Annotated in this window: 14 protein-coding genes; all 14 read left to right on the top strand. The window is 30.7% G+C overall.

Annotated elements, in window-relative coordinates:
* Position 1 precedes the first annotated feature (1 nt).
* The gene (locus tag AOB58_RS07275) at positions 2 to 559 is read left to right on the top strand and encodes an acyltransferase (protein ID WP_237283138.1); all 558 of its coding nucleotides are present in this window, start codon (positions 2 to 4) and stop codon (positions 557 to 559) included.
* A 1-nt stretch (position 560) separates the two neighbouring features.
* Positions 561 to 1,562 (top strand): NAD-dependent epimerase, encoded by a 1,002-nt coding sequence (locus tag AOB58_RS07270; RefSeq protein WP_064783189.1) that lies wholly within the window; start codon positions 561 to 563, stop codon positions 1,560 to 1,562.
* A gap of 17 nt (positions 1,563 to 1,579) precedes the next feature.
* On the top strand, positions 1,580 to 2,854 hold the full coding sequence (locus AOB58_RS07265) for a nucleotide sugar dehydrogenase (RefSeq protein ID WP_064783188.1): 1,275 nt from the start codon (positions 1,580 to 1,582) through the stop codon (positions 2,852 to 2,854).
* Between the two features lie 2 nt (positions 2,855 to 2,856).
* Positions 2,857 to 4,005 (top strand): glycosyltransferase family 4 protein, encoded by a 1,149-nt coding sequence (locus tag AOB58_RS07260; protein WP_064783187.1) that lies wholly within the window; start codon positions 2,857 to 2,859, stop codon positions 4,003 to 4,005.
* 21 nt (positions 4,006 to 4,026) lie between these two features.
* Positions 4,027 to 4,620 carry a sugar transferase gene (locus AOB58_RS07255; RefSeq protein ID WP_021339698.1) on the top strand — a complete coding sequence of 198 codons (594 nt, stop codon included), beginning with the start codon at positions 4,027 to 4,029 and terminating at the stop codon, positions 4,618 to 4,620.
* Positions 4,617 to 5,237, top strand: a complete 621-nt coding sequence (locus AOB58_RS07250; RefSeq protein WP_439895563.1) for an acetyltransferase — start codon at positions 4,617 to 4,619, stop codon at positions 5,235 to 5,237. The genes AOB58_RS07255 and AOB58_RS07250 overlap by 4 nt, the downstream gene beginning before the upstream one ends.
* Before the next feature lie 6 nt (positions 5,238 to 5,243).
* Positions 5,244 to 6,386 carry an aminotransferase class I/II-fold pyridoxal phosphate-dependent enzyme gene (locus tag AOB58_RS07245; protein ID WP_269465629.1) on the top strand — a complete coding sequence of 381 codons (1,143 nt, stop codon included), beginning with the start codon at positions 5,244 to 5,246 and terminating at the stop codon, positions 6,384 to 6,386.
* Positions 6,387 to 6,399: 13 nt separating this feature from the next.
* Positions 6,400 to 7,335 carry an LCP family protein gene (locus tag AOB58_RS07240; RefSeq protein ID WP_064783185.1) on the top strand — a complete coding sequence of 312 codons (936 nt, stop codon included), beginning with the start codon at positions 6,400 to 6,402 and terminating at the stop codon, positions 7,333 to 7,335.
* 315 nt (positions 7,336 to 7,650) lie between these two features.
* Positions 7,651 to 10,011, top strand: a complete 2,361-nt coding sequence (locus tag AOB58_RS07235) for a CDP-glycerol glycerophosphotransferase family protein (RefSeq protein ID WP_064783586.1) — start codon at positions 7,651 to 7,653, stop codon at positions 10,009 to 10,011.
* 36 nt (positions 10,012 to 10,047) lie between these two features.
* Complete coding sequence (locus AOB58_RS13465; protein WP_107510824.1) at positions 10,048 to 11,880, top strand: accessory Sec system protein Asp2; 1,833 nt, start codon at positions 10,048 to 10,050, stop codon at positions 11,878 to 11,880.
* Positions 11,881 to 12,267: 387 nt separating this feature from the next.
* Entirely contained in the window at positions 12,268 to 12,972 is a 705-nt protein-coding gene (locus AOB58_RS07225; protein ID WP_064783184.1) for a CoA transferase subunit A, read from the top strand.
* Positions 12,965 to 13,612 (top strand): 3-oxoacid CoA-transferase subunit B, encoded by a 648-nt coding sequence (locus tag AOB58_RS07220; RefSeq protein ID WP_064783183.1) that lies wholly within the window; start codon positions 12,965 to 12,967, stop codon positions 13,610 to 13,612. The genes AOB58_RS07225 and AOB58_RS07220 overlap by 8 nt, the downstream gene beginning before the upstream one ends.
* A 9-nt stretch (positions 13,613 to 13,621) precedes the next feature.
* Positions 13,622 to 14,398 carry a 3-hydroxybutyrate dehydrogenase gene (locus AOB58_RS07215; RefSeq protein WP_064783182.1) on the top strand — a complete coding sequence of 259 codons (777 nt, stop codon included), beginning with the start codon at positions 13,622 to 13,624 and terminating at the stop codon, positions 14,396 to 14,398.
* Between the two features lie 107 nt (positions 14,399 to 14,505).
* Positions 14,506 to 14,925, top strand: a complete 420-nt coding sequence (locus AOB58_RS07210) for a hypothetical protein (protein ID WP_021339691.1) — start codon at positions 14,506 to 14,508, stop codon at positions 14,923 to 14,925.
* The last annotated feature ends 3 nt before the right edge of the window (positions 14,926 to 14,928 follow it).

Raw genomic sequence — 14,928 nt, 5'->3', positions numbered from 1 at the left:
TATGAAAGGTAAAAATAAATTGCACCATATTATAAACTTAATGCAAAAACCGTATGATTTTTTACCGAAAATAGTTTGTAATATATTGTGGGATACATTATCAGTTAGTGAATCTAAAGTAGCAATATTATCTCGCTATTTATATATCAAGAAGTATGCTAAGAGCGTTGGAAATAATGTATTTATTGGTAAATATGTTTCTATAAAGAATATACATGCCTTATCTATAGGTAAAGATGTAAGCATTCATGCTTATAGCTATATTGATGCATATGGTCAAATAACTATTGGTAATAGTGTTTCAATTGCAAATCATAGCACGTTAATCTCGTCTGACCATACTTGGAAAGACTGCAACTTACCTATCAAGTATAATCCTGTCGAGCCTAAAAAAATAATAATAGAAGATGATGTATGGATAGCAGCAGGAGTTAGGGTTCTTGGTGGAAGTATTATAAAAAATAGATGTGTAATAGGTGCAGGAGCTGTTGTAAATAAAGATACTGAAAAATGCAGTGTGTATGTTGGCGTACCAATAAAAAAAGTGAAGGAGATATAATATGAAAATTTTAATTACAGGTACTGCAGGATTTATCGGATCTCATTTAGCAAAAAAATTAATTAGTCAAGGACACGAAGTTGTTGGTGTCGATAGTATTAATGACTATTATTCAGTGACATTAAAAGAAGACCGCTTAGCGTCAATTGGTAATGATAATTTCACTTTTTATAAAACGAAGTTAGAAAATTATGAAGAATTAACAAAAATATTCACAGATGAACAACCGGAAGTTGTAGTCAATTTAGCAGCACAAGCAGGTGTGAGATATAGTATAGAAAACCCAAGAGCCTATATAGATTCTAATATTGTAGGTTTTATGAATGTATTAGAATGTAGTAGACATTTTAATATAAAAAATCTTATTTATGCTTCTTCAAGCTCTGTATATGGAGCCAATACCTCAAAACCATTTAGCACCTCAGATAATATTGATCATCCATTAAGTTTATATGCCGCAACTAAAAAATCTAATGAGTTAATGGCACATACGTATAGCCATTTATATAACCTATCAACAACAGGGTTAAGATTTTTCACTGTTTATGGTCCATGGGGAAGACCTGATATGGCACTTTTCAAATTTACTGATGCCATCGTTAAGGATGAAACTATTGATGTTTATAATCACGGAAAAATGATGCGTGATTTCACATATGTAGATGACATTGTTGAAGCAATAAGCCGTTTAGTTAAAAAACCAGCTACACCAAATCCAGAATGGACTGGTGGAAATCCAGATCCTGGGTCATCTTACGCCCCGTACAAAGTCTATAACATTGGTAATAACAGTCCTGTTAGATTAATGGAATTTGTTGAAGCTATAGAAAACAAACTTGGCAAAGAAGCTAAAAAGAACTATATGGATTTACAACCAGGTGACGTACCAGAAACATACGCAAATGTAGATGATTTATTTAGAGACATTAACTTTAAACCAGAAACAACTATACAAGATGGCGTGAATAAATTTGTTGATTGGTATTTAGAATATTATAAATAAAATTAGGAGATGTTATTATGGGAAGAAATATAGCAGTTGTCGGTTTGGGGTATGTGGGATTACCCGTTGCAGTTACATTTGGAAATAAACACAAAGTAATTGGCTTTGATATTAATGAAGAAAGAATTCAAGAATTGAAAAATGGATACGATAGAACAAATGAAGTGACTTCTGAAAATTTAGGGGAAACTAGTATAGATTTCACCTCTGATTCAAATGATTTAAAAAAAGCGGATTTTATTATTGTTGCAGTACCAACCCCTATTGATAAAAACAATAAACCTGATTTAACTCCTTTATTAAAAGCAAGTGAAACAGTAGGGAAAGTAATTACGAAAGACACAATAATTGTATATGAATCTACAGTGTATCCGGGTGCAACAGAAGAAGATTGTGTGCCGGTATTAGAAAGACATTCAGGTTTAACATGTGGTAAAGACTTTTTTGTAGGTTATTCTCCAGAAAGAATTAATCCAGGAGATAAAGTACACACATTTGAAACAATAACGAAAGTCGTATCTGGTCAAACAACTGAAGTTTTAAATATCGTAGCTGATGTGTATAGTTCAGTAGTAACAGCAGGTGTTCATAAAGCTTCGTCAATTAAAGTAGCAGAGGCTGCAAAAGTTATTGAGAACACACAACGTGACGTTAATATTGCTTTAATGAATGAGTTAGCAATTATTTTTGAAAAACTTAATATTGATACAAATGAAGTGTTAAAAGCTTCAGGAACTAAATGGAATTTCTTGAATTTTAAACCAGGATTGGTAGGCGGACACTGTATAGGTGTAGACCCTTACTACCTAACTCATAAAGCACAAGAAGTTGGTCATCATCCTGAAGTAATTTTAGCAGGTAGAAGAATAAATGATAATATGTCAAAACATATAGCATCTACGATTATAAAAGAAATGCTAAAACAAGGATTAGAAGTACAGGGTGCAACAATAAATGTGCTTGGTTTAACATTCAAAGAAAATTGTCCTGATCTTAGAAACACAAAAGTCATTCACATTGTAGAAGAACTAAAAGATTATGGGCTAAATGTAAATGTAAACGATGTAGAAGCTGATGGAAGTGAAGCAGAAAAATTATTTGGTTTTAGTTTACAAAGTAAACAAGAGTTAAATAAAGCAGATGCTTTATTATTTGCTGTTCCACATAGAGAATATTTAGATAATAAAAAAGAATATTTGAACTTAGTGAAAGATAAGGGTGTTGTTTTTGATATTAAAGGAAATATTAATAAGGATGAATTAACGTCAAATCAAGGACTTTGGAGGCTATAAAGTTGAAGATTGTCCAAATTGCTGCAATTGAAATGACACATATAAAACTTTTAAAAGCTTTAAACGAGTCAAGTGTTGCACAAGGGTTTGAAGTTCACTGTGTTAGTACTTTCGGTACTCAACAAAAGGAAGTGGAAAATCAAGGAGTATATTATCATAATATAAAAATTGATAGAAAAATCAATCCTGTTAATAATTTTAAATCAATTTTACAAATGGTTAAACTATTCAAAAAAATCAAGCCAGACCTTGTTCATGTTCATACGCCAGTTGCGGCAGTATTAGGTAGAATTGCCGCAAAAATTGCGGGAGTACCTACAATTATATATACTGCTCATGGTTTTTATTTTCATGAAGGTATGTCATTAAGAAAATATCAGTTCTATTTTAATGTCGAGAAACTTATTGGAAGATACTTTACAGATTATATCTTCACTCAAAGTGAAGAAGATTATCACACTGCGGTTCAATATAAATTTTTGAAAGCTTCTAAAAAAGATAATTATCTTCATATTAGCAACGGAATAGATATGGATAGACAATTTAATATTGAATTAATAGACCCAGGAAAAACAAAACAATTAAAACAAAAATTAAATATAAAATCTAATGATATCGTAGTATCTTTTATTGGAAGACTTGTAAAAGAAAAAGGCATTCTTGATCTTTTAGAATCATACGATAAACTCGTTTCTGAGAATGTGAAATTTATTATTATTGGTGACTTACCTGAAAGTGAAAGAGATAATGAGACCGTGAAGCTAATAAGTAAATACAGGAAAGAAGAAAATATAATTTTCACTGGTCAAGTTACTAATATTAATGAGTACCTAGCTATCAGTGACATTTATTGTTTACCTTCATATAGAGAAGGAATGCCGAGATCAATAATAGAGGCAATGTCTATGAAAAATGCTGTTATTGCAACTGATATTAGAGGATCAAGAGAAGAAGTTATCAACAATGAAACAGGTTATTTAGTCCCTTTACAAGCAAGTATGTATATAGCAAATAAAATTGACGAATTAGTAAATGATAAAAATAAATTAAATAAATTTAAAGAATCTGGTTATATACGAGCTAAAAAGAACTATAATGAGATTAATGTTGTTCAAAAGCAATTAGATATATTTAATAAAGTTAAGTATTAAGAAAGTGTGGTGTATTATTCAATGATTAAGCGTTTATTTGATTTTTTAATTAGTTTTATTGGGTTAGTACTTACTGCTCCAATTTTAATTGGGACATACTTTTTGGTTTCCAAAAAATTAGGAACACCTGTTTTATTTAAACAAACAAGACCAGGTAAACATGCAAAACCATTTGAAATATACAAGTTCCGTACAATGACTGATGATAAAGATGTAAACGGCGACTTGTTACCTGATGAAAACCGCATGACAAAATTAGGCTCAAATATAAGAAGCGCAAGTATTGATGAATTACCGCAATTAATTAACGTTTTGAAAGGCGATTTGAGTCTGGTAGGACCAAGACCTTTATTGATGGAATACTTACCACTCTATAGTGATGAGCAGAAAAAACGACACAATGTAAAACCCGGAATTACTGGTTGGGCTCAAGTAAATGGTAGAAATGCAATTTCTTGGGACCAAAAGTTTAAATTAGATGTTTTATATGTCGAAAACCAATCTTTCCAATTAGATATGTATATCCTATATAAAACTATTAAAAATGTTCTTCGAAAAAAAGACGTAAGCGCACAATCTCATGTTACAACTGAGAAGTTCAAAGGTAACGCATGATGAAAAAGATTATACTAATTGGTAAAGGCGGTCACTCAAAAGTTATTAAAGATATTATTCTGGAACAACAAAGATATCAACTTGTAGGTTATTTAGATAATAAAATTGATTCATATTATGAAAGTGAAGGGCTATTTTATGATAATTTAACTAACTATCACAAATATGCGAATAAATATTACTTTAATATAGCTATTGGTAATAATTTTGTGAGAGAGAATATTTTTAAAGAATTAAATATAGAAATTGAGAGGTTTCCAACACTAATACATCCTACGGCATCAATTAGCACAAGTGCAACTATAGAACGAGGTACGGTTGTCATGCCAAATGTGACAATCAATGCGGATACTAAAATTGGCCATCATGTAATTGTTAATTCTGGTGCCGTAGTTGAACATGATAATATGATTTCAGATTATGTACATATTTCACCTAATGCTACTTTAGCAGGTGGAGTAATGGTTGATTTAAAATCACATATTGCAATAGGTGCTACAGTTTTGCCACAAACAACTATAGGCGAAAATTGTATAATCGGAGCGGGAGCTACTGTTATTAGTGACGTTAAAACAAATACTACTGTTATTGGTACACCAGCGAAACCTAAGGAGTGAGCAAAATTGGAAAATGAAAGAATATTTTTATCTAGACCACATATGGGTGGAAGTGAACAAAAATATATCAATGAAGCATTTGAACAGAATTGGATTGCACCATTAGGAGAAAACGTAACGGAGTTTGAAAATACTATAAAAAATTATATCAATATTGATGAAGCATTGGCTTTAAGTAGTGGTACCTCTGCTATACATCTCGCTTTAATCGAAAGTGAAGTTACTGAAAAAGATATTGTTTTTTGTACATCATTAACTTTTTGTGCAACATCTAATCCGATTTTATATCAAAAAGCAATTCCAGTATTTATAGATTCTGAATTAGACTCTTGGAATATGTCTCCTCAAGCTCTTGAAAAAGCTTTTAAAGCATACGCTGAAAAGTCAATAAAGCCTAAGGCAGTTATTGTAGTCAATTTATACGGCCAATCAGCAAAGTTAGATGAAATTAGAAAAATTTGTGATTACTATCAAGTTACCTTAATTGAAGATGCTGCAGAATCATTAGGCTCTGAATATCAAGGTAAAATGAGTGGAAGTTTTGGTGATTATGGAATATTCTCATTTAACGGCAATAAGATTATCACTACTAGTGGTGGGGGCATGTTAGTAACTAATGATAAACAGTCAAGAGAACATGCCTTATTCTTGTCAACACAAGCCAGAGATAAAGCAATTTATTACCAACATAGTGAAATAGGCTATAATTACAGATTAAGTAACATATCTGCTGGTATTGGTAGAGGACAAATGGAAGTACTAAATCAACGTGTTCAAAGAAGAAGAGCTATTTTCGATAAATACAAGAAAAACTTGCAAGATATAAAAGGTATTGAATTTCAACCAGAATTGCCAAATTCTAAGTCAAATAGATGGTTAACTGCGTTAACGATAGATGAAAAACAATCTGGTTTTTCAGCAAATGACGTAATTGATGCTTTAGGTAAAGAGAATATAGAGGCTCGTCCAGTATGGAAACCTATGCATTTACAACCATTGTACAGCCAATATGAGTTTATTTCTGCTGATAAAGATAATGCTAAATATTTATTTGAACAAGGTATTTGTTTACCATCGGGGTCTGATATGAAAAATAAAGACCAAGAGAAAGTTATTCAAATAATAAAAAAATTGCAGGACAAGCGGTAGGGAGTAGTGTGTTATGAAGAGAAAGAGAAAAAAGAAAAAGTCTTTAACCTTTAAAATTGTTATTGCAGTATTAATTTTTCTAGCTTTAGTTATAATTTTTACAGCAGCATTTATATTTTATAAACTAACTGTTTTAAATAGCTCTATCAATAATCCGCTAGATAGAGAACATTCAGAACTAAGAGATAAGCCGAGAGAGAAAGGCGATCCAATTTCAATTGTACTCTTTGGTATTGATGATAATGAAGATAGGAAGCAACAGAATGGTGGACAAAGATCAGATTCTATTGTGTTACTATCTATAAATCCGAAAGACAAAAAAACAGAAATGATTAGTGTACCTAGAGATACGCATGCTGAAATTGTTGGAAAAGATACAGAAGAAAAAATTAACCATGCATATGCTTATGGTGGTCCAGATATGGCAGTGAAATCAGTAGAAAAATTGATGGACGTACCTATTGACCATTACGCTTCAATCGATATGGATGGTGTTTCTACTCTTATCGATGAAATTAATGGTGTAGATGTCGTTAGTAATGGTGATTTTACAAAAAGTAATTATAATTTTGAACAAGGTGAAAAATACCATATGGATGGGAAAGAGGCTTTAGCCTTTATGAAAAGTAGAAAAGAAGCAGGTGCAGGTGGTGACGAGGGAAGACAAGCACGTCAACAACTGGTAATAGAAGCGGTTGCCCAAAAATCACTTAAACCAAGTTCTATACCTAAAATTAACACTATATTTGATGCAGTAGAAGATAATATTATGACAGATTTAAGTTTAACTGAACTTAATGATATTAGATCTGATTATCAATCAGCACAAGAGACTGTAAATCGTCATACATTAAAAGGTGAAAATACAATGGGTGATGATGGGCTTTATTATTTCTATCCAGGTGATAATGAAAAAATATTAAAAGATTACAAAGACAATTTAAAATAAAAATAGTTAATGGGTAATTTCAATGAAGAGCGTGATTTATTACGCTCTTTTTTGTTGTGCAAAAACACATTATATTAATAAGAATATAATGACGAAATACTTTGATTTTGTGCTTGCTAAGTATTTATATTTAATAAAATGAATTTTGTATTTATATGTAATAATAACTTAATCTGATTATTATTTAAGTAGTATAGATTTAAATATTTTAGTGAAGTATAATGGTCCTAGTTTTTATATGAGCGGCAAGGGAAAATAACGACTTGAATTACAGTTGAACAAGTGGGGAATACTGAGTGAATGAAAGGTGAGAGAATGAATATTAATATTTTAGGGCATAATATTTTTGCCAAAGGAGGAACATCAAGAAGTAACATAAACTTGATAAAGTCATTTTTAAATAATGGCCATCATATAAATTATTTCAATAAATTAGATTTTAAAGATGATGAAATAACGCGTTTAATTATCCATGAAAACATTGATAATACGAATTTAAATATATTGAAATTTGGTAATTTAGATGAAATATCAGATGGAGATATGTTGATTATTACGAGAGAAGAATTATTCATTTGTGCTAAAGACGTTAAAAATAAAAATCAGGACATTAAAATTATTGGAGAAATACATGGTCCGTTAGAGTATATAGATGAAACTTTAGATTTATCTTTAGATGTCATTGATAGTATTAGAGTTAGTACCGAAGGGATAAAGAACAAATTTATCAATAAATATAATTATGAGTCGGTATTCTCTCAGTATGTTAATGCAGAACACATAGATATTAAGGAAAAACCGATCAATACTAAAAGAAATTTCTTAATTAAAGCTAGATTTGAAGATAGTATTAAAGATATATCATATGTGATTAAGCTAATGAATTATATCGTTAAAAATTCAAAACGAAATGATATACAACTCTATATTATAGGTTACGGTCCGTCAGAGATTTTATATAAAAATCTTGTGAAGTATTACAATTTACAAAGCAATGTTCATATTAATGAGAAAGAACCGTTTAACTATATTTATATATCTTCATCTCCTTATGAAACATTAGGTTATTCTATTTTAGAAACAATTGCTCATGGGAATAGAGCATTAGTTTATCCTGGTAATGATAATGTCTTAAAAGATGTTTATTCAAAATACTATGCAGTTCGATTTTTAGAAAAAAATATTATAGATGATAGTGAAAAATTAATATCATTAATTGATAGTAAATATACGCAACAAGAAAGAGATATTGATTTTGATAATTTAAATAAAGAATTTATTGATAGTGAATATAGTGAAAAATATATAGCTAATTTTAACCAAGCGGCAAAAGGTCATTCATTAGATATTAAAAAATATAAGGGCAAATATACTTTTAAATCTAAAAATAAAATAGAGAAACTGAATAGCGGTAAAGTATTATATAAAAAGTTAAAAGAAAAGCCGTTTTTAAGTAGAATCTTTAAAAATGAATTTTTCTTCAGAAGATTTAAAAATTATTATAAAAAAAGAAAAGAAAATCTAAGTAAGAAATTATTAGATAACATTAAACCTCAAGAGAACAAGGTGTTTATTGAGTCATTTCATGGTAATAATTTTAGCGGTGACCCTAAATATATTGCTTTAAGTATTCAGAAATATTATAACGATAAAGAAATTTTTGTGAGTTCTTCTAACTCATTAGTAGATATTGAAATTAGAAATTGTGGTTTCACACCAGTACGATTTGGCACTCAAAATTATATTGAAAAATTCAGAAATTCTAAGTATATTTTTATGAACGGTAATTCATGGGATAAAGTGTATAAGCATAATGACCAAGTGTTTATTCAAACATGGCATGGTTTTCCGTTGAAAAAAATGGTCAAAGATTTAAGTGATGACATTGAAAAGACAACGCAATTAATGCAATTTAGACCTCGTATGATGAAATGGGACTACTTAATTACTTCTTCAAATACTAATACAATGCTTCTGAAATCTGCATTTCCGTTGGAAGAAAATCCAAATTTAAATATTTTACAACAAGGTGCACCTAGAAATGAATATTTAATTGAAAATAATAATTATGAAGAAAGAAAGAGATTACAAAGAAAATATTTATTTACAGTTAATGACGATAAAAAATATGTCTTATTTTGTCCTACTTGGAGAAAAGATAAAAGAGAGCATCTGACAAGTATTGATTTAAAAAAATTACTAAGTCACTTGCCTGAAGAATATGAAATTATCATTAAACTCCATCCTAATGAAGGGATGTTGAGAAGTAAATATAATAATTTAGATGCTAGAATTCACTGTTTTTATAATGAATTTGTAGATATACAAGAGCTTTATATACTATGTGAGTCTATGATAACAGACTATTCTTCAACAATTTTCGACTTTGCACATTTAAATAAACCTATATTACTTTTACAAGAAGATGCAGAAATATACCAAAAAGATATTGGTTTTTATTTCGATATTTTTGAATTAGGAAATTTCCCAATTGCATCGTTAGACGAATATAAATTAGCACTTCAAATTAAAAGTATTGACCACATAGATTATACAAATTTGATTGATCGCTTAATGACAAACGATAAGGTAGGTAGTGGGCAAAATATATTGTCTGAAGTATTTAGTGACTCTATTGATAATGAAAATAGTACAAATAGTCCAAGTGAAAACTAGAATTCACTATTTAAATAACGATGCTTAAAGAATAGAATGATTCGATATTATTTATCAAGAATCGGTCTGGTATTTATATCAGGCTGGTTTATTACATACTATATAACGAAAGTAAGTGATAAAATGACTGTGAAAATAGCAACTATTGGTTCATGTATTACAAGAGATAACTTTAATACAAAGTTCAACCCTAATTATAAAAGCTACTTTGATGTAATAGCGCACCAAAATCAGACTACGTTACCGAGTTTAATGTCTAATGAGTTAGAGCTTAATGTAAATAAAGCATTTTTAGATAAATCACCCTATGTGCAAAGTTTATTATATAAGGAGTACAGTAAAGAGTTCTTATCTATATTAAAAGAAAAAGAACCAGATTATTTATTAATGGATTTAGATCCCGATGTTAAGTTTGGATTACTAAAAATAGAAGATAATCAATATATAACTGCTAACCCAAACTTTAAAGATTTACCACAATTTAAAAATCTAGAGCATATCAATATAATTGAGAACTACAAAGCATATATTAATATTTGGAAAGAAGCGGTGGCTAAATTCTTTGACTTCATGAAGACAGAAGTACCTAACTGTGAAATCATATTAGTGAAAGCTAGATTCTCTGACGTGTTTACAGATGGTACTTCATTAACAAAAATGAGAGAAGAAAAAGGAATAGCGCTACAAGCATTTAGTGAGATGAATAAAGTGTGGGATAGCTTAGATAATTATATTATTAATAACTATAAGGTCTCTGAGTTAGATATGACAGAACAACAATATTTCCTCAATAAAGACCATTTGTGGGGGCCATATTACTTACATTATGAAGATAAATTTTATAATGCATTTTTAAATAAACTAATTAAAAATGTGGAAAACCATAAAGGAAAAGATGCAATATTAAAAGAAGGTCATAGAACAATTCAAAGAATGTATTTAGATGATGAATATGAAATTTTAAACACTAAAGTTGTTGAAGTTATTTTAAATTCCGAGAAAAATATCATTGAATTAGCTAGAAAAAATGAAGACGCTTATCATCTATATAAAGATTTATTGGCGAATGATTATATTTTGTATTTTCACACTGAAGGTGTTTCTAAATTATACAAGAGAAGTTATGTAAAGGAATTATGGAGAAGAAATGATTTAATGCAACAAGGTAGTAGTTTTTACACACTAGATGAACCCAAAGATAAAAAAGATAATAAGAGCGAAGATAATAAAAAATTACTTGTTATTTTCACATGTATGCCAGCAGCAGATGTCTATGATAATTATTTAATGACGGACAGAATGTTTCCGAAATTCTTTAACGGTATAGAAAGAAGTTTGGTGAAGAATGTTCATACTATGAGAATTATGGATTTAAATTGTTCACATGGTTCTCATTATATAAATAGTACTAATAATCACGATTTGGAAACGGATATTTCAAATGCAATTCACCGCGTAAAAGATGAATTAGGTATTGAAGAAGATGATATCGTATTATATGGGGCGTCAAAAGGCGGTACAGGTTCGTTATATTATGGTGCTAAATTAGATTTGAAATGTTTAGCGATAGACCCAATTATAAGCTTGGGCGAATATAACGTTAAAGACGATCACTTCTTAAAGGGATTAAGGAAAGAAGATATTAGCGAAGATATTAACAATAATTTATCAAAACAGAGTACAAAAGAAAAACATATAATTGGTTCTGAAAATGTTGAATTTAATTTTTCTATGATTTCTAAGATTCAAGGAAATAACATTAATAAAATCAATAGAGTTGATGAGCATATTAAAAGTCATCCAGACGTTTCTAGAAATAGTATACCAGAGCAGTTAATGCTGTTGAATAAGATGTTATTAAATAAATAAAACATAGCAATTATAGTAAGGATAGATGAGAGTAGGATAGCAATCTATTTTTCAACAACATTTCGTCGTATGAGCCAGCCTGACAAAGCTGACTAGAAAATGGAATACAAGCGCTGAAGTTCTTGCATAAGAACTACTTGTCTTCATGAATGAAGTAGTATTTCTTTAAAAGCTTGATATAAGCGCATTTTCAATTCAATCAGCCACTGCCAATTTAATAAATGAGTCTGAAACATGTATGTTGTCTCAGACTCATTTTTTTATTGCTAATTGAACTATAAATTTAAATGTAACCGCAAACATAAATAAAAGACTTCACTAGCAGTTTCAAGTATAATCGTTTTTAGTACTAGGTATTAAAACAATAGATAGAAATGAGGTTTATTTATGTCGAAAGTAATTAATGATATACATACAGCATTCGATGGATTAGAGGATGGCATGACTGTACTAGCTGGTGGCTTTGGGTTATGTGGCATACCAGAACATGCTATCGAAGCAATTCGTACGAAGGGTACGAAAGCTTTAACAGTAGTAAGTAATAACTGTGGTGTAGATGATTTTGGTTTGGGCCGCTTATTAGAGAAAAAACAAATTGATAAAATGATTAGTTCCTACGTGGGTGAAAATAAAATATTTGAACAACAATTAATTAATGGTGAATTAGATGTAGAATTAACACCACAAGGTACATTAGCTGAGAAATTACGTTCAGGTGGTGCAGGTATACCTGCTTTTTATACGAAAACAGGTGTCGGTACGTTAATCGCTGAAGGTAAAGAAACGCGTGAATTTGATGGTGAAACGTATGTCATGGAACGTGCGATTAAGGGTGATTTTGGTATTGTAAAAGCACAGAAAGCAGATACCTTTGGTAACTTAGTTTTTGAAAAAACTGCGCGTAATTTCAATCCATTATGTGCAATGGCTGCCACAACGACTGTCGTTGAAGTTGAAGAATTAGTTGAAGTTGGCGAAATTGATCCGGATGAAGTACATATGTCAGGCGTTTACGTCGACTATATTTATTTAGGAAAGCATTTTGAAAAACGCATTGAGAAACGCACTGTAAAGGAGGCTAATCATGGATAAACAATTACAACGTAAGAAGATTATTCAACGTGCCGCACAAGAGATTAAAAGCGATATGGTAATTAATTTAGGTATCGGTATGCCTACGCTTGTGGCCAATGAAATCAATGACCACGTAGAGAATGTCTTTTTCCAATCTGAAAATGGATTGCTAGGTATCGGACCTTATCCAACAGACGCCGAAGTGGATCCCGATTTAATCAATGCAGGTAAAGAAACAGTAACTGCTGCGAAAGGTGCGTCGTATTTTGATAATGCGGAATCCTTCGCTATGATTCGTGGCGGACATATCGACTTAGCAATCCTTGGTGGCATGGAAGTCTCACAAACAGGAGATTTAGCCAATTACATGATTCCAGGTAAATTAGTCAAAGGTATGGGTGGGGCGATGGATTTAGTCGTCGGCGCACAAAAGGTCGTCGTAATCATGGATCACGTGAATAAACATGGTGAATCTAAGATTAAAGCACAATGTGAATTACCACTCACTGGTGCTGGCGTCGTCAATACATTAATTACAGATTTAGCAGTATTTCAATTTGAAAACGGAGTGATGAAGCTTATTGAATTACAAGATGGTGTTACTTTGGAAGAAGTTGAAGCCAATACAGAAGCGCAATTTGAAAATCATTTGAAGTAGGTGGGTAGAATGGTCAAAGATAAAGTAGTCATTATTACAGGTGCAGCAAGTGGCATCGGTTTAGGGATTGCTAGAGTATTTTTAGAAAATGGCGCTAAAGTCGTGTTAGCTGATTTAAACAATGAAAAATTAGCTCAGGAAACACATGATTTGAAAGACCAAGGTTACGATTGCATGCCAGTTCAAGTAGATGTCACTGACGAAGCAGCAGTTAAGAATATGGTAGATGTAACTGTAGCAAAGTATAGTCGTTTAGACATTTTATTTAATAATGCAGGCTTACAACATGTTGAAAGTATCGAATCATTCCCAACTGACAAGTTCAGACAAATGATTGATATCATGTTAACTGGCAGTTTTATTGGTACAAAATATGCATTGCCGATTATGAAAGAACAACAATTTGGTCGTATTTTAAATATGGCTTCAATTAATGGCGTGATTGGTTTTGCTGGAAAAGCAGCGTATAACAGCGCTAAACATGGCATTATCGGTTTAACAAAAGTCTCAGCTTTGGAAACGGCGTCGGAAGGCATTACAGTCAATGCGATTTGTCCTGGCTACATAGATACCCCACTCGTACGTAATCAAATGGCAGATTTAGCTAAAGGTAGAGGCGTCGAGGTAGAGCAAGTGTTAGAAGACGTATTATATCCGTTGATTCCACAAAAACGTTTATTAGATATTAAAGATATCGCAGAATATGCATTATTCTTGTGTAGCGACAGCGCTAAAAGTGTCACCGGGCAGGCTGTTTTAATAGATGGTGGTTATACTGTTCAATAAACAAAAAATATAAAAAATATTTAATCTTAATTCAGTGATAATTTTCAATAAAAATATGTTACGTTATAGATAACTTAATATATTGATGACTTGAGGGTGAATTACTGATGAAAGGTCCAGACGCAAATGATACAAGTTGGGTATCTATTATTTTTACCATTGCTTGTCTTGCAATGTCGGAAATACTAGAAAATAGTTTGTATAATAAAATGCTCACTGCAGTTATGATTTTAATATTGATTTTTATTGTAATTCGTAGATTGAAAGTGACTTTATATGATATACAAACACAAGATAACAATATAAACACGTTTATTAGTGTGAAAGCTGACTATTGGATTTTATACATTAAAGATATGATTGGTTATGGACTGATGGCAGCAATCTTTTTTGACTTTTTATTTATAAAAAATAGTTTGGCATTGCTTATATTATTGATAATCGTCATTTTATTTGGACTCTTAATACTATTTGAGAATAAATTTGAAAAGAAAACTGACATTATTGAAACAAATGATATGGAATAGAGG

Origin of the sequence: Staphylococcus sp. AntiMn-1 (genome assembly GCF_001663395.1) — a bacterium.
GTDB lineage: Bacteria > Bacillota > Bacilli > Staphylococcales > Staphylococcaceae > Staphylococcus > Staphylococcus equorum.
The sequence above is the reverse complement of the archived record's forward strand: the minus strand, read 5'-3'. Positions and strand labels throughout refer to the sequence as shown.

Excerpts from the sequence above, each read along its gene's own strand:
- AOB58_RS07235 (WP_064783586.1), top strand. The coding sequence starts at position 7,651 with ATGAATATTAATATTTTAGGGCATAATATTTTTGCCAAAGGAGGAACA.
- AOB58_RS07240 (WP_064783185.1), top strand. The coding sequence starts at position 6,400 with ATGAAGAGAAAGAGAAAAAAGAAAAAGTCTTTAACCTTTAAAATTGTT.
- AOB58_RS07270 (WP_064783189.1), top strand. The coding sequence starts at position 561 with ATGAAAATTTTAATTACAGGTACTGCAGGATTTATCGGATCTCATTTA.
- AOB58_RS07250 (WP_439895563.1), top strand. The coding sequence starts at position 4,617 with ATGATGAAAAAGATTATACTAATTGGTAAAGGCGGTCACTCAAAAGTT.
- AOB58_RS13465 (WP_107510824.1), top strand. The coding sequence starts at position 10,048 with ATGATTCGATATTATTTATCAAGAATCGGTCTGGTATTTATATCAGGC.
- AOB58_RS07275 (WP_237283138.1), top strand. The coding sequence starts at position 2 with ATGAAAGGTAAAAATAAATTGCACCATATTATAAACTTAATGCAAAAA.
- AOB58_RS07265 (WP_064783188.1), top strand. The coding sequence starts at position 1,580 with ATGGGAAGAAATATAGCAGTTGTCGGTTTGGGGTATGTGGGATTACCC.
- AOB58_RS07255 (WP_021339698.1), top strand. The coding sequence starts at position 4,027 with ATGATTAAGCGTTTATTTGATTTTTTAATTAGTTTTATTGGGTTAGTA.
- AOB58_RS07215 (WP_064783182.1), top strand. The coding sequence starts at position 13,622 with ATGGTCAAAGATAAAGTAGTCATTATTACAGGTGCAGCAAGTGGCATC.
- AOB58_RS07220 (WP_064783183.1), top strand. The coding sequence starts at position 12,965 with ATGGATAAACAATTACAACGTAAGAAGATTATTCAACGTGCCGCACAA.
- AOB58_RS07225 (WP_064783184.1), top strand. The coding sequence starts at position 12,268 with ATGTCGAAAGTAATTAATGATATACATACAGCATTCGATGGATTAGAG.
- AOB58_RS07210 (WP_021339691.1), top strand. The coding sequence starts at position 14,506 with ATGAAAGGTCCAGACGCAAATGATACAAGTTGGGTATCTATTATTTTT.